Origin of the sequence: Niallia sp. 01092, assembly GCF_052318935.1 — a bacterium.
In the GTDB taxonomy this organism is placed as follows: Bacteria; Bacillota; Bacilli; order Bacillales; family Cytobacillaceae; genus Niallia.
Map to the genome: position 1 here is coordinate 52719 of NZ_JBQRKO010000001.1, position 22679 is coordinate 75397.

The window sequence follows — 22679 nt, forward strand, 5'->3', positions numbered from 1 at the left end:
TATTTTCTGATTAATTTTTCAGAGTGTAGACAAACTCATTTTTGCAGAAACCTCAGGCGGATCGAAAACGGTTGACTTTCGAGGCGTGAAGCCTTAGGAGGAGCGGAGTTACCGTGGTTGGGTAATGAGCATCCGAGTAAGTCGAACAACGAAGAAAGCGAGCGTTTGTCGACAGCCTGAAAGATGAATCTATTTTCTGATTCATCTTTTTTCCATATATCTAACCTTTTCAAATAGATTGATGAATTGCTGAAAATTAGAAGGGTGTGGAGAGAGTGGAATCTTTAAATACAGAGCGATTAATGTTAAGAAGCTGGCAAGAAACAGATAGTCAGGATTTATATGAATATGCATGTAGTGACTTAGTTGGTCCTTACGCAGGCTGGGCACAGCATAAAAGTGAAGAAGAAAGCAAAGAAATTATCAAGTCGTTTCTAATGAAAGAGTATACATATGCAATTGTTTGGAAAGAAGAAAATAAAGTGATTGGCAGTATTGGAATTCATGAAAGAAAACCAGATAGTACACTTGCTCATTTGAAACAGAGAGAAATTGGCTATGCATTAAACCCTAAATATTGGGGGAAAGGTATTGTGCCGGAAGCAGTTAACCGGTTAATTGATTATGGTTTTACAACTTTAGAATTAGATGTTATATGGTGTGGGCATTTTGATTTTAATCATAACTCCAAAAGAGTAAATGAAAAATGTGGCTTTACTTATCGATTTCAAAAAAAAGGAATCTTGCCATTGTTCAATAATAAACTAGTAACTAGTTATTATTATTGTATGTTTAAAACTGATTATAAAAAAAGAGCAGTATTAAAATAAAGTGAACATTCCTCATAATATAGGATTAAAGGATAAAGTGCTATCCTCATAAATGTCTACAATCTATAAACTTGCAAGATTTAGAGCTTCACATGAGGATAGCACTTGATATTTATTCTTATAGTTCGTCAAATCCGTTGTCGAGATGGTTGACTTTTACATATTGTCGTGATTTTTGTTCGAAAAAGTCCGATTTGCCAAGATCCACTTCTTCATATGCTTTTATCCATCTTAAAGGGTTTGTACGGTAGCCTTCAAATGGACGATCATATCCTAATTGGTTGGAACGCACATTTGCATAAAATTTAATATAATCCTCTACATCTTGTAAAAGAATGCCGTCCATTTTGTTGCCGATAATATAGCGGGCCCACTCAATTTCCAAGTGTGCTGCTTCTTTCATCGTTTCTTGTACAAAATCTGCTAATTCTTGGGTGTTATATTCAGGATATTGCTCTAATACTTCTTTATAAATCTGTACAAACAAATCAACATGAATTTGTTCATCTCGATTGATATAGTTAATCATTGTACTTGTTCCAACCATTTTTTGATTTCTCGCTAAATGATAGAAGAAAGCAAAACCTGAGTAGAAGAACAGCCCTTCTAGTACGACATCATATACGATCGATTTTAATAAGTTGATTGGCGTTGGATTTTCTGCAAAATCTTTATATCCATTTGTTACAAACTCATTTCGTTTTTCTAGTATTGGTTCTGTTCGCCAAAACTCAAATACTTCTTCTTGTTTTTCCATTGGAACTAAACTTGATAATACATAGGAATAAGAATGGTTATGAATAACTTCTTGCTGTGCCAAGATAATCATTAAAGCAGATAAACTAGAGTCTGTTAAATAATCTGCCACTTTTCCTGCGTAATCTGTTTGAATACTGTCCAATAATGCAAGCAGTCCGATTATTTTTAAAAAGGCATCTTGTTCGTCTTTAGATAATTCGGGAAACTGCTTCATATCTTGACTCATATTAATTTCAAAAGGAGTCCAGAAATTGGCAAGCATTTTTTTATATTTAGGAAAAGCCCATTTAAAACGAATATCATCCCAATTTAAAATATTCGAGCATTCTCCATTAATAATGGCAGTTGAGCGGTTAGGTGCGTTTCTATTCATTATCGGTCTTTTGTGTACTGTTTCGGACATTTGGAAGCACTCCTTTTTTATTTTTTTGCTCAGTTAAATTCCATTGTTGATTTTCAAAAGGTCAGGGAATCTACTCCCTTTCCGCGGACGAACCGGCAAGCCTCCTCGCTTGTACCTCGAGGTCACTGAAAAAGTGGATGCTATGAAATATAGATAGGGAAAATCAAGCATTTAGAGGTTTTCGTTCGGTTTTCCGAGGCTTACCACACGCTTTCCGCGGGGCGAGCGCCGAGCCTCCTCGTCGCTTTGCTCCTGTGGGGTCTCGTCTTTCTCGCTAATCCCGCAGGAGTCTTGCAGATTCCCTTCCCATAAACAACATTATCGTTTAACTGAGCCTATTTTTTATATAATCAAAACTTATAAGTTTCAGTAAATCAGCACAGCAAAAAATCCTATTTTTGCTGTGCTTTCATTTTGTAAGATATCAACTTGAACAAGAATCACATTCTTCTATTTCTGAAGAGGTAGAACGTAAATAGTACGTTGTTTTTAAGCCGTTTTTCCATGCAGCTAGATGTAAATCTAAAAGTTCTTTTGCTTTTACAGTATTTTGTACATATAAATTGAAAGAAATGGCTTGGTCAATATGTTTTTGTCTTTTTGCATTTTGTAATATGCTCCAATGTTGATCGATTAAATAAGCAGATTTATAATACCAAGTTGTTTCACTGGATAAATCTGGTGCTGTCACAGGAATCTTGTAATCTTTTTTCTCTTCTGAATACACTTTTTTAAATACTGGATCAATACTTGGAGTACTACCAGCTATTAAAGCAGTAGATGCGTTTGGTGCAACAGCAAGCAAGTAGCCATTACGAAGTCCTGTTGCTGCTACATTTTCTTTTAGCTTGTTCCAATCTAAAGAAGATGTTTCGTTATCGTACTCTCTTTTCGTAAAATAATCCCCTGTTTGCCAATCAGACCCTGGAAATGCTGGGTAGGCTCCTTTTTCACTTGCAAGCTGATTACTCGCTTTTATCGTTAAATAGCTGATTTTTTCGTAAAGCTTATCTGCATATTCGACTGCTTCTTCACTTTCCCAGCGAATTTTCTTCAGTGCTAATAAATGATGCCATCCAAATGTTCCTAAGCCAATTGCGCGGTATTTTTTGTTTGTTAATTCTCCTTGTATAACAGGAATTGTATTTAGATCAATTACATTATCCAACATGCGTACTTGTATTTCAATTAGTCTCTCTAAAGCATCTTCCTCTACTGCTTTTGCAAGGTTGATGGATGAAAGATTACATACAACAAAGTCGCCTGGAGTTTTTTCAATGATAATTTTGCCGTCTTCATAGCGTTGTTCTGTCATAATAGTTGGACTTTGATTTTGAACAATCTCTGTACAAAGATTTGTGCAATAGACCATTCCTTTGTGATTATTTGGGTTTTTGCGATTTACTTCATCTCGATAAAACATAAAAGGAGTGCCTGTTTCTAATTGGCTTCTTAAAATTCCTTTCATAATAGAGATGGCAGGAACAACTTCTTTCGATAAATCAGGATGCTGCACACATTGTTCATATTTTGTACGGAAAGATCCTTCACCTTGCTTTTCATCATAAAAGTCTTCTAAAGAGAATCCCATAATGTTTTTTACTTCGTGCGGATCAAATAAATACCAGTCTTCTCTATTTTCGACCTTTTCCATAAATAGGTCAGGTATACATATGCCTGTAAACAAATCGTGCGTACGATATCGCTCATCACCGTTATTTAGTTTACTATCTAAAAAGGAGAAAATATCTTTGTGCCAAATGTCTAAATAAACACTGATTGCACCTTTTCTTTGACCAAGCTGATCAACGCTTACAGCCGTATTATTTAATTGTTTCATCCACGGAATCACACCGGAAGATGCACCTTTAAATCCTTTAATCGCACTGCCTCTGCTGCGGATTTTTCCTAAATAAACGCCAATTCCGCCACCATTTTTTGAAAGGTTTGCAATATCAGTATTGCTATCATAGATAGATTGTAAAGAGTCATCGATAGTATCAATAAAACAGCTTGATAGCTGCCCCCAATTCTTACCGGCATTGGAAAGGGTAGGTGTTGCAACTGTCATATACAAATTACTAAGCGCCCAGTAAGCTTCTTTTACATGTTCGATACGAGTAGTAGATGGCTCTTTGCTCATTAAAAGCATACTAATGATCATAAAACGCTCTTGTGGCAATTCAAACACTCTTTTTTGATGATCACGGGCGATATAACGGTCTGCAAGCATACGTAAGCCGATATACGTAAATAAATGATCTTTTGAAATCGATAAACATTTTTCTAATTCATCTATTTCTTCTTTCGTGTATGTATCCAATAAGATTGGGTTGTAAATGCCGTTTTTGGTTAAATGAGTAATTAATCCGTAAAAATTGCTGTATACATCTTCTGTTAGTCGATTTTGTTTTGCTTGGTCATATAAATCAACTAATAAAAGTCTTGCGGCAACATATGTCCAATCAGGTTCGACTTCATCCATATAACTTAATGATTCTAAAATTAATTGATGCATATATTCATGTGTATTTACAGTTCCTTTTATGTCGGAATATTGCTTCGCTCTGTTTATTAGTTGGTGAAAATCCAAATGAGGAAATTCGGATTGTAACTTCTCTAAAATACTAATTTTTGTATCTGTAATAGTATTCAATTTGTTTCCTCCTTAAAAAAGATAATAAAAACCACGCAAACATTTGAGTGGATGAAACGATGGCATAAAACAACACCGCTGTCGTTTTATGCCATCGTTTCATCATCTCAGGGGCCCTTTAGAGTATAAAAACGTAAGGAATGGGAAGGTCTCCTAGCTTGTGCAAAAAAAAGTCGCTTCATTGGAAGCGCAAAAGAGACTTTGGATAAATAGAAATTGCAATTACTATATATAGTGATGAAAAGATAAAAATCATCTATATGTTGATTTGATAGTATCATACTATGTATATTATCGCAATTATTTTCTGTTTAAATTTTAAGTTGATCAAACGTATTATTAAAACAATAGAATCATATAAAAGATGACAATAAGAAACAAAGCGAAAAAGCTTATTTTTTTTGTCCATTGAGGTGTAAGCTTTTTGCCTTGTTTCTGTTTTTGGAAGCCAATAAATTGAATCGTATTTTTATAACATACAAATACAAATAGACTAACACCGATATATTGCACAATAAACAATATCATCAAAATAGAATTACCTTGAAAAAAACTTACATCAGGGAAGCTATAACCGGTAATTAATTGAATCAAATGATCATTGATAAAGCCAAAAACAGCAAAAAATAAAATCGACGTTACGATCATTTTTATAAGTTCTAAATAATAATAGGATATTTTTTTCATTTTTTATTAAATCCTTTACTTCAAATTTAAGACAAGCTGATATCTATTATAGGAGAAAAGAGTGGGTAAATTCAAGAAAAGAAACGTAAATAGTGAAGAAAATGAGTTTTACAATATGTAATTTAAATAGTTGAAAAAAACAAAATTCATAAATTATTCACAAACAATCAAAATATGAATTTTTTTGAATGATTTTGAAAGAAAAATATTGTAATTTGAAACCGTTTGCAGTATTATTTTTATAGAGGCATAACACATACTCAAAGAGGATGTGAAAATATGTTAACACCAGAAAGACATCGTTTTATTTTACAATTAATTAAGGAAAGAAATACAGTTAAAACACAGGAACTCGTAGAGAAAACATCCGCTTCTGAGTCGACGATAAGACGAGATCTAACATTTTTAGAGCAAGAAGGTTTTTTGAAAAGAGTTCATGGAGGTGCGTCTAGATTACAAGGGAAACTGACGGAACCTAGCATGAGTGAAAAAACTTTCAAAAACCTTCATGAAAAGAAACAAATTGCATCCTATGCGGCAAATTGTATTGAAGCTGGAGACAGCATTTATTTAGACGCTGGTTCAACAGTGACAGAAATGATTCCATTTCTTGAAAATAAAGATATCGTCGTCGTCACCAATGGATTAATGCATCTGCAGCCATTGCTAGAAAAGGGAATACGCACGTATTTCTTAGGTGGTTATGTGAAAGAGAATACCAAAGCGATGGTAGGTAGAGGAGCCTTAGTTAGTTTAGCAAACTATCGGTTTGATAAATGTTTTATGGGGGTAAATGGTATTCATCCAGAATCGGGGTATACTACACCTGATCAAGAAGAAGCAATGGTAAAAAATTTAGCGATGAAACTTTCGAGAGAAGCATTTGTAGTTGCAGATAACAGCAAATTTTCAGAAGTTTATTTTTCAAAAATTGCCGATTTAAGTGAGGCAGTCATTATTACCAATCATCTTGATGAAACAGCAAGCGACAAGTATTTACGTAAAACTAGAATAAAGGTTGTGAGAGTATGATTTATACATTAACTTTAAATCCTTCTGTTGATTATATCTTGGAATTAGAAACAGTTAACTTGGGAGATTTAAATCGTGTAGGAATTACTAGTAAATTTCCTGGTGGAAAAGGAATTAATGTTTCAAGAGTACTGAATCGAATGGGTGTAAAAAGCAAAGCTTTAGGGTTTGTAGGTGGATTTACGGGTAAATATATCGTAGATCAGCTGCAAAAAGAAAATATCGAAACAAATTTTGTAGAAGTCGAAGAAGATACGAGGATTAATGTAAAAGTAAAAGCAGATGCTGAAACCGAATTAAATGCAAACGGACCTTTCATATCAGCAGAAAAATTTGTGGAATTGAAGCAGAAGATTCGTGAATTAACAACGGATGATTTATTAGTTCTTGCCGGCAGCATTCCATCTACGCTACCAAAAACAACGTATGAAGAGTTAGTGAAGATTTGTCATGAACACAAAATTTCATTTGTTGTGGATGCGGAAGGTGAACTATTAAATAAAGTATTGCCATATCAACCATTTCTTATTAAACCAAATCATCATGAATTAGGTGAACTATTCGATACAATGATAACAAGTGTAGAAGATGTTATTCCATACGGTAAAAAGCTGTTAGAACGGGGAGCTCAAAATGTCATTGTTTCACTAGCTGGTGATGGTGCGGTGCTAATTAATGAGCATGAAACAATCATCAGTACAGTCCCAAAAGGAGAAGTCAAAAGCTCTGTAGGTGCTGGCGATAGTATGGTTGCTGGGTTCCTTGCGAAATATCAGGAAACACAAGATATTCGCGAAGCCTTTCGTTATAGTGTAGCTTCTGGCAGTGCTACAGCCTTTTCGATTGGTTTATGCACAAAAGAGAAAGTAGAAAGTTTATTGCCGCAAGTTGTGATTAAATAAATTGCAGAGCGTCTTAAGCGCATGAACTATGCTTCCAAAGACTGCTCTACTAATTAAAGGAGCGTTGTATGATGAGAATAACAGAATTGTTAACGCAAGAAACCATCCTTTTAAATATAGAAGGAAAACAGAAATTAGATGCAATTAATCAATTGGTTGATCTCCTAAATTCTGCAGGGAGGTTAACGAATAAAGAAGAATATAAAGTAGCCATTTTAAAAAGGGAAGAACAAAGTACGACTGGAATCGGCGAAGGAATTGCCATTCCACATGCAAAAACAAAAGCTGTAAAAACGCCGGCAATTGCATTTGGCCGTTCCACATCAGGTATTGATTATGAATCTTTAGATGGTCAGCCGGCAAATCTTTTCTTTATGATTGCCGCTCCAGACGGTGCAAACAACACCCATTTGGAAGCACTATCAAGATTATCTACTATCTTATTAAAAGAAGATGCTCGTGCTAAATTACTTGCTGCAAAAACGAAACTTGAAGTTGTTGAAATCATTGATAGTTATGATGTAGAAGAGGAAGAAGTAGAGCAAAATATTGCAGACAAAAAGAATTTTATTGTTGCTGTAACAGCTTGTCCAACAGGTATCGCTCACACATATATGGCTGCGGATTCATTAAAAGCAAAAGCAGCAGAGCTTGGTGTTGACATTAAAGTAGAAACAAATGGCTCAGGTGGTGCAAAAAATGTTCTGACTTCAGAAGAAATTGAAAACGCTACCGCTGTCATTGTTGCTGCAGATACAAAAGTGCAAATGGAGCGTTTTAAAGGGAAACATGTCCTAGAAACGCCAGTTGCAGACGGAATTAGAAAACCGCAGGAATTAATTGAAAAAGCACTCAAACAGGAAGCGCCTGTTTATCAAGGTGGCAGTGGCTCAAGCTCCAGAGAAAGCAGCGAAAAAGGAAAAACAGGCATCTACAAACACTTAATGAATGGTGTTTCCAATATGCTTCCATTTGTAGTCGGCGGCGGTATATTAATTGCTATATGTTTTATGTTTGGCTACAATTCTTTTAAACCAGAGGATCCTACGTATAATCAATTTGCTGAAGCGTTAATGACAATCGGAGGAACGAATGCATTTGCTTTATTAGTGCCTGTGCTTGCTGCATTTATCGCAATGAGCATCGCAGATCGTCCTGGATTTGCTCCTGGTATGGTTGGCGGTATGATAGCAGCTTCAAGCGGGGCTGGTTTCCTTGGCGGATTAATTGCAGGTTTCTTAGCAGGGTATGTAGTAGTAGGATTGAAAAAAGTATTATCAACATTGCCTCAAGCTTTAGAAGGTATTAAAACGATTCTTTTATATCCAGTTTTAGGAATATTTATTGTCGGCATGTTAATGTTATACGTCATTAATGATCCTGTTAGTAATATAAATGAAGGTTTAACAAACTGGCTTGCCGGTTTAGGAACAGCAAATGCGGTGTTATTAGGAATCGTTGTCGGCGGAATGATGGCGATTGATATGGGTGGTCCAATTAATAAATCAGCATATGTATTTGGTACAGGATTAATCGCAAACGGCGTATATGAACCAATGGCAGCTATCATGGCTGGAGGAATGGTTCCGCCACTTGCCATTGCATTAGCAACAACTTTCTTTAGAAACAAATTTACAAAACAAGAAAGAGATGCAGGTACAACAAATTATATAATGGGATTATCTTTTATCACAGAAGGTGCGATTCCATTTGCAGCAGCAGATCCACTTCGTGTTATCCCTTCTGTAGCAATTGGTGCAGCAATCACTGGAGGATTATCGATGTTCTTTAATATTGGACTAAGAGCTCCTCACGGTGGAGTATTCGTCATCGGATTAGTTGATGGAAATTGGTTATTGTACTTGTTGTCAATTGTAATCGGTTCTGTTGTAAGTGCTGTTTTACTTGGTGTATTAAAAAAACCAACACAACAAAAAAATAAATAAGCAAACCCCCAAAGGCTTCTGCCTTTGGGGGTTTTTTTAATAGACGATGTCGTTCATTATGTGTTTTTTTGTTGTTTTAAACGAAAAAAGGCGGCAAGTGCGGCAAGTATGGTGATGCCACTTAATAAATAAAACTGAACATGATAAGCGTGTTTAATTAATAAAGCCATACATGGTGGTCCGCTGGCAACACCAATAAACCGCATGGAACTATAAAGGCTTGTAATGGTTCCTTTTTCTTCTTTTTCAATGCCTTCCGTTATTAAAGCATCTAATGGGGGAAGGCTTGCACCAATACCGATTCCTGAAATAGTAAGAAATGTAATGATATACGGTAATTTATTGGTGAAACTGAGGGCGATTGTTCCTATAATAATAGCAATAATTGCAATGAAAGTAATCCATCTCATTACATTTTGATCTTGCTTTATTTTTTTTCCTATGATGAATGAAGTAAGACATAATGCACTTAATGGAATGGCAAGGAAAAATCCTTTTTTAATATTTTTAATGTGATATGTTTTTTCCAATACATCTGAAAAGTAAAACATTTCCGCAAATAGGATAAACATAACAATGGCTCCAATAAAAAAAATAGCATATAGCCAATATTTATCCTTTTTAATTACTTCTCTTACATGTAAAATGAATTTTTTAAATGGTAAAGGCTTTTTTTGATTGGCAGGTGCTTTAACAAAAAAAAGGATTAATAAAATAGAAAATAAACAGAACACTGGTATGGACATAAACGGGATAAACCAAATGATTCCAGCAAGAAATGCCCCAAATATTGGACTTAATACTTTACCAAATGTATTTGCTGTTTCAATAACACCTAATGTACTGCTGACATCTTCTTCTTTTTTAAACATATCCCCAACCAATGGCAATACAATAGGAAAAGCCCCAGCTGCACCGACTCCTTGAAGTGCTCTTCCGAGAAGGATGACCCAATAGCTATTGTCCATCATCCAAGACGCTAAACCTGCAATAGCTCCTCCTATTGCAGTAATAATGAGACTTGGAATAATCACCTTTTTTCGACCGATATGATCAGATAAATAACCTGCTACAGGAATCAACAAAATGGCAACGATTGAGTAGACGGTGATAATCATACTAACTTGGAAAGAAGAAATGGATAATTTTTTTTCAATAGAAGGAAGAACAGGGATAAGCATGCTGTTTCCAAGCGTCATCACAAGTGGGATAGACGCGATGGACAATATCGACATTTTAGAAACCTTCACCTGATCATGATTTGTTTTTTGTTTTGTTTTTTTTACACTAGAAAGATTCATTATATTTTTTTCATCATTAACATGTTCCATTTTTGTTTATCTCCTTGATTTCGGTATGTTATCTTCACTTAATATGTACGAATGGAAGGTAAATTACTAAGAAATTAAAGTGGGAAAAAATGGATCATATTAAATGTAAAACTTTTATAAACGAATATTGCACCATAGTACATATGATAAAATGAATTATCATAAGGAAATGGAGGAAGGATTTTTGAATCAAATTATTGCATTAAGTGTTGGAAAACCAGAAGTTCTCTCTTGGAAAGATAAGACATATTCTACTGCCATTGGAAAAACTAAAATAGAAGAAGTAAGATTGACAGTTAATGGGTTCGAAGGGGATGGGGTTGCAAATCCAGCATTTCATGGTGGTCCTGAGCGTGCGGTTTGCTATTATCCATATGAGCATTATGAAAAATGGGAAAAAGAATATAAGGTTCATTTGTCTCCGCCGGCATTTGGCGAAAATATTTGTACAAAAGGATTTGTAGAAAAGGATACATATATTGGAGACATTTTTTCTTTAGGCAATGCCATTGTTCAAGTGACACAAGGAAGAATTCCATGCTCCACTATTTCGAAATTTAATCATATTGATACGTTTTTACCTAGAATCGTGGAAACGTGTTTTACCGGTTATTTTTTAAAAGTGCTAGAAGAGGGAACGGTTAAAACGGATTCAACCTTTACGTTAATAGAAAGACAACAACAAATTATATCTGTTTGGGACGCTACTCATTTAATATTAATAGATCGGAATAATAAACATGAAATAGAAAAAGTCTTACAATTAGAGGCACTTGCTGTTGATTGGAAAAACAGGTTTGAGAAACTTCTGTTATTAAAATAGGCTGTTTTCTCAAAGTTTGTTGTTATTTACGTAAAAAAATGGGAGAAGAAGTACTCAGCAGACTGAATACACGTAGACTCCTGTGGGAATGCGAGAAAGACGAGACTTAAGCAGAGCGTATGTGACGAGGAGGCTCGACGCTCGACGCTCGACGCTCGCTAAACGGACGAAGTGTATTCAGGCTGCGAATTTAAAAGCAACAATCTATACGAAAACAGCCTTTAAATAAAACCACTTGACTTTTTTCGGAAAATTCATTAATATGGTATCAACATAGTGATCGGCTATGACGAAGAGTAGTAACTTTTATGGAAACTATAGAGAGCTGATGGTTGGTGCAAATCAGTGTCGAAATAAAAGTGAATGGACTTCCGAGCCTCTAAACCGAAACTTTTTTAGAAGTAGGCTTTAGCGAAAGTCTCATCGTTACAAGAGACGGAAATTTTACACCATAGATGTGTATAGATTTCCTTAAAGTGAGCTTATTTTAAGCTAATGAAGGTGGCACCACGGGTTTCTCGTCCTTTTTATAGGAGAGAGCCCTTTTTGTATTTATTAAGGCTGTTTTCTAAAAGTTTGTAGTTTTTGAATAAAAAATAAACATAGCTAAAGCACTGAGCAGCCGGAATACACATAGACTCCTGCGGAAAAAGCGAGAAAGTCGAGACCCCACAGGAGCATAGCGACGAGGAGGCTCGGCACTCGTCCGCGGAAAGCGAAGTGTATTCCGGCTGCGGGGTAAATAAAAACAATCTATACGAAAAGAACGTTTATTAAAAACAAAATAATTAAAACGATGATTAAGAGTAGTATGTTGCTATGTGTTGTTACAGAGAGTCGGTGGTTGGTGTAAACCGATACAACCAGTTAACAGAATGGACTTATGAGTGCGAACTTGAAAACCGTAGTAGAGTTCGTCGGTTTCCGCCGTTAAATGGATAGAGTATAAGAGGGTATGAAATTTTGAAGTTAGACGAGTGTCTAGCTTCAGCGCCTAACCCTTGTGAAAAATAACCATTTGCCTCTGAAAGTAAAAAGCACTTTTTGAGTCAAATGAACATTTTTCTTCAGGACTGTACAAGGCGCTTACGCTTTTCTATTGTACTCGAAAAGAGAGAGTGTTAATGACACTCTAACGTGAGGTGGTACCGCGGTTATATAATCGTCCTCTATCTGAATCAAATTTTAGATTCCAGATAGGGGACTTTTTTATATTATAGGAAATTATAAACGAAACGGAGTTGTGGATAACTTATCGGTTGAGTCCGCATCCAGCTCCAGCGCCTAGCTCTTGGATGAAATAAGGAGGAAATAAACATGCAGCAAACAAAAAATCAATTGTTAATAATAGAGAAGATAGATGGAGATACATTAACACCAATCAGTATTTACCAAAGATTAAAGGGGAACAAGAGATTTTTATTAGAAAGCTCTCTTAAACATGAGAATTCGGGAAGATATTCGATTATCGGCAGTAATCCTGCTTTTGAATTAATTGGAAAAGGATCAAGTTCGGTTATTGTCCGTGGTAGTGAAAAGGAGGAAATAAAGGAAAAGGCATTATCTCTGGTAAAAAAACTATTGCCAAATCAACAGGTTGATTTGCCTTTTCAACTTCCGATAAGTGGTGGGGCGATTGGCTATGTTGGGTATGATAATATTAGGCAATACGAGGATATCGGCGAGGAAGCAAAAGATGAAATAGGAATACCAGATGTTCATTTGATGTTTTTTGAAGATTTAGTGATTTTTGATCATTTAGAACAAACGATTTATTTAGTTGCTACTCCATTAACCGACACAACGACGGAAGAAGATTTAAAAGCGAAAATAGATAGAAGAAAGACGGAATTAACAGCACCTTTTGTAGAAGAAAAAGAAGAGGTCACGTTATCATCATTTCAACCTAGTATTACAAAAGAGGAGTTTATTGAAAAAGTAGAAAAAGCAAAAGAGTATATTCGAGAAGGGGACATTTTTCAAGTGGTTCCGTCTCAGCGAATGTCAGCCAGCATAAATGGCTCAGCGTTTTCTTATTATAGGAAGCTTCGCATAAAAAATCAGTCGCCTTATATGTATTTTTTAGACTTTGAAGATTATGCTGTTGTAGGAAGCTCGCCGGAAAGTTTGATAAAAACAAGCAATGGCAAAATCATTACGAATCCAATCGCAGGAACGAGACCAAGAGGAACAACACAAGAGGGAGATAAAGAATTAGAATTAGACTTATTACAAGATGAAAAAGAGTTGGCTGAACATAAAATGCTTGTTGATTTAGCAAGAAATGATGTAGGGAAAGTAAGTCATTTCGGAAGCGTAAAAGTCGAAAAATATATAAAAGTCGAAAAATACAAGCATGTGATGCATTTAGTATCCGAAGTAAGCGGCAATTTAAAAGATAATTTTTCAAGTGTAGATGCACTCATTTCTTGTTTGCCGGCTGGAACCGTTTCAGGTGCCCCAAAAATAAGGGCGATGCAAATTATTAATGAACTAGAAGGAGTAAAAAGAGGAATTTACTCTGGAGCTGTCGGTTATTTTTCCAATAACGGAAACATGGACTTTGCATTAGCGATCCGCACAATGGTTATAAAGGATAAGACAGCGTATATTCAAGCAGGTGCAGGTATCGTCTATGATTCTGTTCCAGAAAAAGAGTATGATGAAACAATTCATAAATTAAAAGTATTCTTGGAGGGTCAACATGATTTTATTAATCGATAATTATGATTCTTTTACGTATAATTTATTTCAGTATTTAGGAGAATTAGGAGAAGAAGTAAAAGTAGTACGAAACGACAAAATTTCCATTGAAGAAATCAGAAAAATGAATCCAGATCGAATTGTCTTGTCGCCAGGACCTGGCAGACCTGAAAATGCAGGGATTCTCATTAAGGTTATTCAGGAATTGCATCAAGAATTTCCGATTTTAGGAATCTGTCTAGGGCATCAGGGGATAGGATATGCATTTGGCGGAGAAGTTACAAAAGCGGAAAATATTATGCACGGAAAAACATCGTATTTAACGACAACTAATACATCGGTATTTAAAGGATTAGAAGAGCAAGTAGAAGTAATGAGATATCATTCACTCGTGATAAAAAAAGGCACGTTAGCAAAAGAGTTTGATGTTTTAGCTTATTCTGCGGACGATGAAGAAATCATGGCGATCAAGCATAAGGAATACCCGCTGTACGGCTTTCAGTTTCATCCAGAATCCGTTGGAACGGAAACTGGAAAACAACTTTTAACGAATTTTATTCAAGAAACAAGAAAGGAAGTTATCAAATGAAGGAATATTTGCAGAAGTTAATGCGAAATGAATCGTTAACCGAAGAAGAAATGATTGTTGCAGCAAGACAATTATTTTCAGAAAATATTTCCGATAGTGAAATTGCTGCTTTTATTATAGGCTTAAAAATGAAAGGCGAAAAAGTTGACGAAATAGTAGGTATTGTAAAAGCAGTAAGAGAACAAACACTTCCTTTCAAAAATACGGTTACAGGATGCATCGATAATTGTGGAACTGGCGGAGATGGTTCGCAAAGCTTTAATATTAGCAGTACATCTGCTTTTGTATTGGCTGGGGCTGGAATTCCTGTTGCAAAGCATGGAAATCGCAGTATTTCTAGTAAAACAGGCAGTGCTGATGTACTGGAGCATCTTGGCATTAAACTAGACATTTCACCTGAGCAGAATGAAAAACAGCTAGAAGACATCGGCATTACTTTTTTGTTTGCCCAGCATGTACAGCCTAAAATGGGAAGAATTATGAAAGTTCGCAGAGAATTAGGCATTCCAACCATTTTTAATTTAATCGGCCCGTTAACCAATCCGATTAATCTAGAGTCACAAGTGTTAGGTATTTACCGAAATGACTTTACAGAGTTGTTTGCAGAAGTATTGAAAAAATTAGGAAGAAAACGGGCAGTAGTGCTTAATGGAGCAGGCAGCATGGATGAAGCATCCCTGCAAGGCGACAACGAATTGGTTATTTTAAATAACGGCAAGATAGAAAAGAAAATTTTACATCCAAATGATGTGAATCTTCCAGTTTATACGAACGATAAAATACGTGGCGGCGATGCGAAAGAAAATGCGGACATTTTATTGCAAGTATTAAAAGGAGAAGCTGGGGCATATCGAGATACAGTTTTATTAAATGCTGGGATCGGCATCTTTGCAGCCGGAAAAGCAGACTCGATTAAACAAGGTGTACAGCTTGCGAAAGAAAGTATTGATACAGGAGCTGCTTACGGTAAATTGCAAAAACTTGTAGAGAAAAGTAAGGAATTAGAGAAAGCAGGGGTATAATGGGTACGATTTTAGATAAGATTATCGCAGAAAAATATGCGGTCGTTGAACAATTAAATAATAGAAAACAAGAATTAGAGACAGCTTCAAAACATAAGCAAGTATCTTTTTTAAATAAGCTAGCTGCTGCTGATACACTCTCGATTATTTCAGAGTTTAAAAGAGCATCTCCGTCTAAAGGGGATATTAATATCAATTTGGACCCGGCAGTGCAGACAAAAAACTATGAACAGTATGGTGCAGATGCTATTTCTGTCTTGACGGATACACCGTTTTTTAAAGGTAGCTTTGAAGATCTGCAAACAGTCAGATCAACGGTGGAAGTCCCGCTGCTTTGCAAAGACTTTATTATCGATCCTATTCAAATAGACTTTGCCAAGCATTATGGTGCAAACTTAATTTTATTAATTGTTGCAGCATTAGATGATCAAAAGTTAAAAAGCCTATACGATTATGCAATAGAAAAAGACTTAGAAGTGTTGGTAGAAGTGCATAATGAGGAAGAAGCAGAGCGGGCAATTGCAATCGGCGCTCCGCTGATCGGCGTGAATAATCGTAATTTAAAAACATTTGAAGTGTCTTTGGAAACAACAGAGCGACTTGCGCCAATGATTAAAAAAAGCGGCAGCTATTTAGTCAGTGAAAGTGGAATTGCCACGATGGATGATATACAAAGGGTTGTAGCTGCAGGAGCAAATGTGATTTTAGTAGGCGAAACATTTATGAAAAGCGCTAATTTGGAGTCTACATTAAAAGAAATGAAAGTGAAATTATAAGGTTGTGGAAAAATGACAGCAAAAATTTGTGGGATTACGAATAAAGACGCCGCATTATGTTCCGTTAAGCATGGTGCAAAAGCGGTTGGTTTTGTTTTTGCAAAAAGCAAACGAAAAATTAGTCCGGAAGATGCAAAAGAAATTATTGCAGAATTGCCGGGAGACATATGGAAAGTCGGTGTTTTTGTGAATGAGTCAAAAGAAAACATCGACGAGATTGTCAAAGTTTCCGGCATCAATGTCATTCAGCTGCATGGCGATGAAACGAGTGAATTTGCAGCACAGTTTTCACTGCCTGTAATAAAAGCTTTTAGCATTCAATCTGAAGCAGATTTACAAACAGTTGTAGATTTTACATGTGATTATGTGCTATTGGACAGTCCGAGAGAACATTACCATGGCGGTAATGGCAAAACATTTGATTGGAACATAATAAAAGATTATGATTTTAATGGAAAAAAAGTAATCCTGGCTGGTGGACTTCATAAGGACAACGTAGAAACAGCACTAAAAACGGTAAAGCCTTATATGGTCGATGTAAGCAGCGGTGTAGAAACAGAAGGAAAAAAAGATTTGCTGAAAATCGAAGAGTTTTTAAATAAAGTAACTGTACGTAATCAGTAATTAGGAGGATTTACAAATAATGACAACAAACTATTCGTTTCCAGATAAAAAAGGTCATTATGGCATTTATGGTGGAAGATATGTACCAGAGACATTAATGCATGCCGTAACAGAACTGGAAAAAGCCTATGTAGAAGCAACTAACGATCCTGACTTTCAAGCAGAGTTGGATTATTTATTAAAAGATTATGTTGGCAGAGAAACACCATTATATTTTGCAGAAAACTTAACGAAACATGCAAATGGTGCGAAAATTTATTTAAAAAGAGAAGATTTAAACCATACAGGTGCACATAAAATCAACAACTCTATTGGGCAAGCGCTGCTGGCTAAAAGAATGGGCAAAAAGAAAGTTGTCGCAGAAACTGGCGCGGGACAGCATGGAGTTGCTACTGCAACGGCTTGTGCACTATTAAATTTAGAATGTACGATTTTTATGGGAGAAGAAGATATTCGCAGGCAAAAATTAAATGTGTTCAGAATGGAAATGCTTGGTGCAAAAGTGGTTGGCGTTACTTCTGGAAGTGCTACATTAAAGGATGCTTGTAATGAAGCATTGCGTTATTGGGTGACGAATGTTTTAGATACTCATTATATTTTAGGCTCTGTATTAGGTCCGCATCCTTTTCCAATGATGGTCAGAGATTTCCAAAGTGTTATCGGAAAAGAATCAAAACAGCAATATTTGTTAAAAGAAAACAAGCTTCCAGATGCAGTTGTTGCTTGCATCGGCGGGGGAAGCAATGCAATGGGCATGTTTTATCCTTTTATTGAAGACAAGGATGTAAAAATGTATGGTGTAGAAGCTTCAGGGCACGGTCTTCATACAGAAAAACATGCTGCTTCTTTAACAAAAGGAAAACCAGGTGTTCTTCATGGCTGTTATATGTATTTATTGCAGGATGAGGATGGGCAAGTCCAAGAGGCTCATTCTATTTCAGCAGGATTGGATTACCCAGGCATTGGGCCGGAGCATAGTTATTTACATGATATTGGGAGAGTGCAATATGAATCTGTCACAGATGATGAAGCATTTGAGGCATTGCAATTATTATGTAAGCTAGAAGGAATTATCCCGGCGTTGGAAAGTGCTCATGCGATTGCCCATGTGCTTAAATTAGCTCCAACGATGCGTGAAGACGAAGGTATTGTTGTGTGTTTATCTGGAAGAGGAGATAAAGATGTGAACACGGTAATGGAAAAAATGGGAGTGAACGAATAATGATAACAATTGCAGAAGCTTTTGCACAAGTGAAAAAAAACGGCGATAAAGCATTTGTGCCATATATAATGGCAGGTGATGGCGGACTTGAAAGTTTAGAAGAAAAAATCAAGTTTTTAGAGAACGCAGGTGCAACAGCAATTGAAGTTGGAATCCCTTTCTCTGATCCAGTTGCAGATGGTCCAATTATACAGGCAGCCGGTATTCGAGCACTTAAAGCAGGAACAACATTAAAAAAAGTGTTTGAAACAATTTCGTCATTTAGAGCGTCTACCTCTATTCCACTTGTATTTATGACATATATTAATCCTATTTTATCTTATGGAATAGAAGCATTTTTTCAAAGTTGTAACAAAGCAAATATTAATGGAATTATTGTTCCTGATTTGCCGATTGAAGAAGAAGAAATACTGCTGCCGTTTGCTGAAAAATATCAAGTGGAAATTGTTCGTCTTGTAACTTTAACAAGTCCAATTGATCGAATTGAAACAATCGCGAAAAAAGGAAATGGTTTTCTTTATGCCGTGACTGTTACAGGAATAACTGGTGCAAGAACATCTTTTCAAGAGCATTTAGGCCAACATTTATTAAACGTAAAAGAAGTAAGTGCCATTCCTGTTTTAGCTGGATTTGGAATATCTACACCAGAACATGTGAAAAGTATGACACAATATTGTGACGGAGTAATTGTTGGCAGCAAAATAGTAGAACTTTTTGATAAAAATGATCTGGAAGGAATTAAAAACTTAATTGCTGCAAGCAAAAAAGTAGGCATAGAACAAAGAAGTTTATAAATTTTAGATGTAAAAGAATGAGATGACCTAAAAAGCATGATAGCCATCTTCCTTACCATTCTAATAGAAATGGAAAGGAAGAGAACGCAGCTTTACAGGCAAATCTCATTCTTTTTTTATGGTGGCTTCGTAAAAAATCTAAGAGAATGGCCAATTTGTTTATAATTAAAAAGTTTTTAGAAAAATATGAAATTAGTAAAAAAAGAAGCAGGGGGAATGGAAAATTTCTAGAATTACAATAAAGATGAAGGGGGGAAAAGTGATGAACCTAAATGTCATACAAATAACAAAGGTGGAACCATACCTAAAGGAATTAACAAAACTTTTAATAAATGTGGTAGATCAAGGTGCTTCAATCGGATTTTTAGCGCCGCTTGATGAGAAAGAAGCACTTTATTATTGGGAAACTGTACAAAAAAATCCCGATATCTTGCTGTGGATTGTAAAAGAACAACAATCTGTAATAGCAACCGTACAATTACACTTAAATAATAAACAAAATGGGAAACATCGAGCAGAAATAGCAAAACTAATGGTAGTTCCTTCGTATCAGAAAAAAGGAATTGGCAAAATGCTGCTGCAAGTAGTTGAAGAGGCAGCTGAAAAAAACGATAGACAATTGCTTGTACTCGATACAAGGGAAGGCGATCCTTCCAATAAACTGTATCAATCGTTTGGTTTTATAGAAGCAGGGAAAATTCCGAAATATGCGTTAAGTTCTGATGGGAATTTATCAGCTACGGTGTTTTATTATAAGTGGTTAAAAGAAGAACAGCTAATAGTTCCTGTGTAAAACATCTAGATGAAGTGTGGTGGAAGGATGGACATACGAGCGTTAACAGCAAAAGATGCTAAATCATATTGGCAATTAAGACTGAAAACATTAAAACAAAATCCAAATGCTTTTTTAGTTACAGTAGAGGAAGAAGAAAACAAAGCACAGCCGATAAAAAAAGCAACAATTCAATTAAAAGATCCTTCTCGGTTAACATTAGGTGCTTTTTATCAGAATCAATTAATCGGCGCAATTACATTGCAAAGAGAAGTATATACAAAGATTAAACATAAAGGGAGTGTTCTGTCTTTTTTTGTGGAAAAGGATTATAGGGGAAGAGGGATAGGACGGGGGTTGTTAGAAAAGGTTATTTCCATTGCAAAACTGTATCATATTGAACAGCTTTTATTAAGCGTTGTAGCTACAAATGATAATGCAATTCAATTATACGAGTCGCTAGGTTTTACTGCTATGTGTTTAGAAAAAAGAGCGTTAAAAGTAAATAATCAATATTTTGATGAACTACATATGGTATTATTTTTTAATTCGTAATGGATAGAGGTGTACGTTGATGAAACAACGTTTAGTTGGAATATTACTGTTTAATGAAGTAGAAGTCTTGGATTTTGCAGGTCCATTTGAAGTATTGTCAATCGCAAGCTTTAAAGAAGAGGAGGAAATAAAGCCGTTTAAAGTAGTAACTGTTTCTGAAACGGGAGAGATGATTACAGCAAGAAATGGATTACAAGTTCAACCAAGCTACTCTTTTAACAATGCCCCATGTTTTGATATATTAATCGTGCCAGGTGGTCTCGGTGCAAGACAAACGGAAATACATAATGAAAACGTCATTGCTTGGATCAAACAGCAAGATCGTACAACAGAGTACACTACATCTGTTTGCACAGGTGCCTTATTATTAGGAAAAGCAGGTCTTTTAAATGGAAAAAAAGCGACAACACACTGGGCCTCGTATGAACGGTTGAAAAATGAGTTTCCAGAAGTGGACGTAATTAAAAATGTGAAATTTGTAGATGAAGGAAAAACCATCACATCTGGAGGTATATCTGCAGGCATTACTATGGCTTTTCATTTAGTCGAAAAATTAGTAGGGGAAGAACAAAAAATACAAACAGCCAACAGAATGGAATACGATTTGATATAGTAATTTAAACGTATAGGTATAATTATTTCTTATGACTAGAATGAAAAAGATTAATGAACAAGATTTATTTTTATCTGTTGCATTGAGGAAAAAAATGGTACCATAAAAAGAAGCATTATTTAAGTAAATGTTAGTGTAAGTAATCGTATAAAAAAGTTAAAGGCTGTCAACTAATTATTTATTGACATTTTTAGTTTCTTATTTAATTGGCTCTGTTAAAAATTCATGTTTTTTATAGGAAGGGGATCTGCGAGAATCCTGCGGAAAAACGGGCTGACAAGACCCCACAGTGAGGTACGGACGGCACTGAAAAAGTGTTTTATTAGATAAATTATAGGTGAAACACTTAAAATTATTAGGGTGAAAATGGTATAGAGAGTTTGAAAACGACCATCATTTTGGTTAGGAGAGGCGTCCGCACGACTCCTGCGGGATTAGCGAGACAGGCGAGACCCTGCAGGAGCGTAGCGACGAAGCGGCTCGGCGCTCGCCCCGCGGAAAGCGTGTGGTAAGCCTCGGAAAACCGAACGAAAACCTCTGCGTTGCTTGGATTGTCACTACCTATATTTTATAGCATTCACTTTTTCAGTGACCTCGAGGTACGAGCGAGGATGCATGCCAGATCGTCCGCGGAAAGGGAATGGATTCCCTAACCTATTGAAAATCAACAATGGAATTTAACAGAGCCATTTAATTATAAACAATTTCTTTTTTTATTATTTTGTTGTCTTTTAGTTTTCTCAGAAATAAATCAACGGATCGCGCTCTAAATTTTGTTTTTGGGACAACATAGGAAAAGGTACGGATAATGGAAGTGTTTTTTATCTTTAAAGGGATAATTGTTTGCATGCACGTTTCTTTTTGAATAGCAAACTTGGAAACAATGGAAATCCCTAATCCAGCTTCAACAGACTCTTTAATTATTTGTGTACTGCCAAATGAACGGACTAAAGGCGGAGAAAAAGCAAATTTATTAAAAAGTTGATCAATGGTTTGTCGGGATCCAGAGCCTTCCTCTCGTATTATCCATGTTTCTTCATACAAATCTTCCAGGTCGACTTCTTCATAACGGGCCAAAGGATGATCTTTATCAACAATAACGACCATTTCATCCTTAGCGAATGGAGTACTAGATAAGTTTGGATGACTTTCGATCATTCCGTCCACAATACCGATATTAAGTTCTCCACGTAATAGTTGTGAAACGATTGTATTAGAATTTCGTATCGTTATTTTTGGATTAACCAGCTTGTTTTCATTTATAAAATCTGCAATATATCTTGGTAATAAATATTCCCCAAATGTATAACTGGAGCCGATAATCAATGGTCCGCTGACAACATCTGTTGTATTTTCAATTAATCTTTCGACTTGTTCGTATTGTGTTAATATTTTTTTTGCATGTTTATATAAAATTTCTCCTGCATTTGTTAATCGAACGTATTTGTTTGTCCTATCTAGAAATTTCGCATTGTATTTTTTTTCTAATGATTTTATGGATAAAGTAACGGCGGATTGGGTAATGTGGAGGGCTTCTGCAGCTCTTGTAAAGTTTTGCTTTTCAACAACAGTAACAAATGTTAATAAATGATAATCCAATAGAAACAGCTCCTTTTTTTCATAAACGACAAGTTAAACTA

Annotated in this window: 20 protein-coding genes and 2 other annotated features; of the genes, 15 read left to right on the top strand and 5 right to left on the bottom strand. The window is 35.7% G+C overall.

Annotated features, from left to right (window positions below; genetic code table 11):
- The first annotated feature begins 275 nt into the window (after positions 1-275).
- Entirely contained in the window at positions 276-830 is a 555-nt protein-coding gene (locus ACTXGU_RS00325; RefSeq protein WP_443479502.1) for a GNAT family N-acetyltransferase, read from the top strand.
- Between the two features lie 118 nt (positions 831-948).
- Here ACTXGU_RS00325 and ACTXGU_RS00330 read toward each other — a convergent pair whose 3' ends face one another.
- The 3 genes from ACTXGU_RS00330 to ACTXGU_RS00340 all read right to left on the bottom strand — a co-directional run bounded on the left by ACTXGU_RS00330 (position 949) and on the right by ACTXGU_RS00340 (position 5335).
- A complete protein-coding gene (locus ACTXGU_RS00330) occupies positions 949-1992 on the bottom strand; it encodes a ribonucleotide-diphosphate reductase subunit beta (RefSeq protein WP_443479503.1) in 1044 nt (347 codons plus the stop codon).
- A 424-nt stretch (positions 1993-2416) separates the two neighbouring features.
- A complete protein-coding gene (locus ACTXGU_RS00335) occupies positions 2417-4648 on the bottom strand; it encodes a ribonucleoside-diphosphate reductase subunit alpha (protein WP_443479504.1) in 2232 nt (743 codons plus the stop codon).
- 339 nt (positions 4649-4987) lie between these two features.
- Complete coding sequence (locus ACTXGU_RS00340) at positions 4988-5335, bottom strand: hypothetical protein (RefSeq protein ID WP_443479505.1); 348 nt, start codon at positions 5333-5335, stop codon at positions 4988-4990.
- Positions 5336-5614: 279 nt separating this feature from the next.
- On the opposite strand from ACTXGU_RS00340, the gene ACTXGU_RS00345 reads away from it, so the two are divergent.
- From ACTXGU_RS00345 to ACTXGU_RS00355, 3 genes are all read left to right on the top strand, one after another.
- On the top strand, positions 5615-6367 hold the full coding sequence (locus ACTXGU_RS00345) for a DeoR/GlpR family DNA-binding transcription regulator (RefSeq protein WP_443479506.1): 753 nt from the start codon (positions 5615-5617) through the stop codon (positions 6365-6367).
- Positions 6364-7269 carry a 1-phosphofructokinase gene (gene pfkB / locus ACTXGU_RS00350; RefSeq protein ID WP_443479507.1) on the top strand — a complete coding sequence of 302 codons (906 nt, stop codon included), beginning with the start codon at positions 6364-6366 and terminating at the stop codon, positions 7267-7269. The genes ACTXGU_RS00345 and pfkB overlap by 4 nt, the downstream gene beginning before the upstream one ends.
- Positions 7270-7340: 71 nt before the next feature.
- On the top strand, positions 7341-9215 hold the full coding sequence (locus ACTXGU_RS00355) for a PTS fructose transporter subunit IIABC (RefSeq protein WP_443479793.1): 1875 nt from the start codon (positions 7341-7343) through the stop codon (positions 9213-9215).
- A gap of 56 nt (positions 9216-9271) precedes the next feature.
- On the opposite strand, the gene ACTXGU_RS00360 is transcribed toward ACTXGU_RS00355, so the two are convergent.
- The gene (locus tag ACTXGU_RS00360) at positions 9272-10546 is read right to left on the bottom strand and encodes an MFS transporter (protein ID WP_443479508.1); all 1275 of its coding nucleotides are present in this window, start codon (positions 10544-10546) and stop codon (positions 9272-9274) included.
- Between the two features lie 184 nt (positions 10547-10730).
- Between ACTXGU_RS00360 and ACTXGU_RS00365 the strand changes: the two genes are divergently transcribed.
- The 11 genes from ACTXGU_RS00365 to ACTXGU_RS00415 all read left to right on the top strand — a co-directional run bounded on the left by ACTXGU_RS00365 (position 10731) and on the right by ACTXGU_RS00415 (position 21039).
- Entirely contained in the window at positions 10731-11369 is a 639-nt protein-coding gene (locus tag ACTXGU_RS00365) for an MOSC domain-containing protein (protein WP_443479509.1), read from the top strand.
- A 277-nt stretch (positions 11370-11646) separates the two neighbouring features.
- Positions 11647-11898, top strand: a binding site (T-box leader).
- A 258-nt stretch (positions 11899-12156) separates the two neighbouring features.
- Positions 12157-12542 (top strand) — a binding site (T-box leader).
- A gap of 144 nt (positions 12543-12686) precedes the next feature.
- Positions 12687-14093 carry an anthranilate synthase component I gene (trpE, locus tag ACTXGU_RS00370; protein WP_443479510.1) on the top strand — a complete coding sequence of 469 codons (1407 nt, stop codon included), beginning with the start codon at positions 12687-12689 and terminating at the stop codon, positions 14091-14093.
- On the top strand, positions 14074-14661 hold the full coding sequence (locus ACTXGU_RS00375) for an anthranilate synthase component II (protein ID WP_443479511.1): 588 nt from the start codon (positions 14074-14076) through the stop codon (positions 14659-14661). The genes trpE and ACTXGU_RS00375 overlap by 20 nt, the downstream gene beginning before the upstream one ends.
- Positions 14658-15683: an anthranilate phosphoribosyltransferase gene (gene trpD / locus ACTXGU_RS00380; protein ID WP_443479512.1), complete on the top strand. Its 1026-nt coding sequence runs from the start codon at positions 14658-14660 to the stop codon at positions 15681-15683. The genes ACTXGU_RS00375 and trpD overlap by 4 nt, the downstream gene beginning before the upstream one ends.
- Positions 15683-16459, top strand: coding sequence for an indole-3-glycerol phosphate synthase TrpC (trpC, locus tag ACTXGU_RS00385; protein WP_443479513.1), 777 nt, complete (start codon positions 15683-15685; stop codon positions 16457-16459). The genes trpD and trpC overlap by 1 nt, the downstream gene beginning before the upstream one ends.
- 12 nt (positions 16460-16471) lie before the next feature.
- Entirely contained in the window at positions 16472-17083 is a 612-nt protein-coding gene (locus tag ACTXGU_RS00390) for a phosphoribosylanthranilate isomerase (protein ID WP_443479514.1), read from the top strand.
- A gap of 19 nt (positions 17084-17102) precedes the next feature.
- Positions 17103-18305, top strand: coding sequence for a tryptophan synthase subunit beta (trpB, locus tag ACTXGU_RS00395; protein ID WP_443479515.1), 1203 nt, complete (start codon positions 17103-17105; stop codon positions 18303-18305).
- Positions 18305-19099 (top strand): tryptophan synthase subunit alpha, encoded by a 795-nt coding sequence (gene trpA / locus ACTXGU_RS00400; RefSeq protein WP_443479516.1) that lies wholly within the window; start codon positions 18305-18307, stop codon positions 19097-19099. The genes trpB and trpA overlap by 1 nt, the downstream gene beginning before the upstream one ends.
- Positions 19100-19358: 259 nt before the next feature.
- Positions 19359-19892: a GNAT family N-acetyltransferase gene (locus ACTXGU_RS00405; protein WP_443479517.1), complete on the top strand. Its 534-nt coding sequence runs from the start codon at positions 19359-19361 to the stop codon at positions 19890-19892.
- Positions 19893-19919: 27 nt separating this feature from the next.
- Entirely contained in the window at positions 19920-20426 is a 507-nt protein-coding gene (locus tag ACTXGU_RS00410; RefSeq protein ID WP_443479518.1) for a GNAT family N-acetyltransferase, read from the top strand.
- 19 nt (positions 20427-20445) lie between these two features.
- On the top strand, positions 20446-21039 hold the full coding sequence (locus ACTXGU_RS00415; RefSeq protein WP_443479794.1) for a DJ-1/PfpI family protein: 594 nt from the start codon (positions 20446-20448) through the stop codon (positions 21037-21039).
- Positions 21040-21729: 690 nt separating this feature from the next.
- Here the strand turns inward: ACTXGU_RS00415 and ACTXGU_RS00420 are convergent.
- On the bottom strand, positions 21730-22638 hold the full coding sequence (locus ACTXGU_RS00420; protein ID WP_443479519.1) for a LysR family transcriptional regulator: 909 nt from the start codon (positions 22636-22638) through the stop codon (positions 21730-21732).
- Positions 22639-22679: the final 41 nt, after the last annotated feature.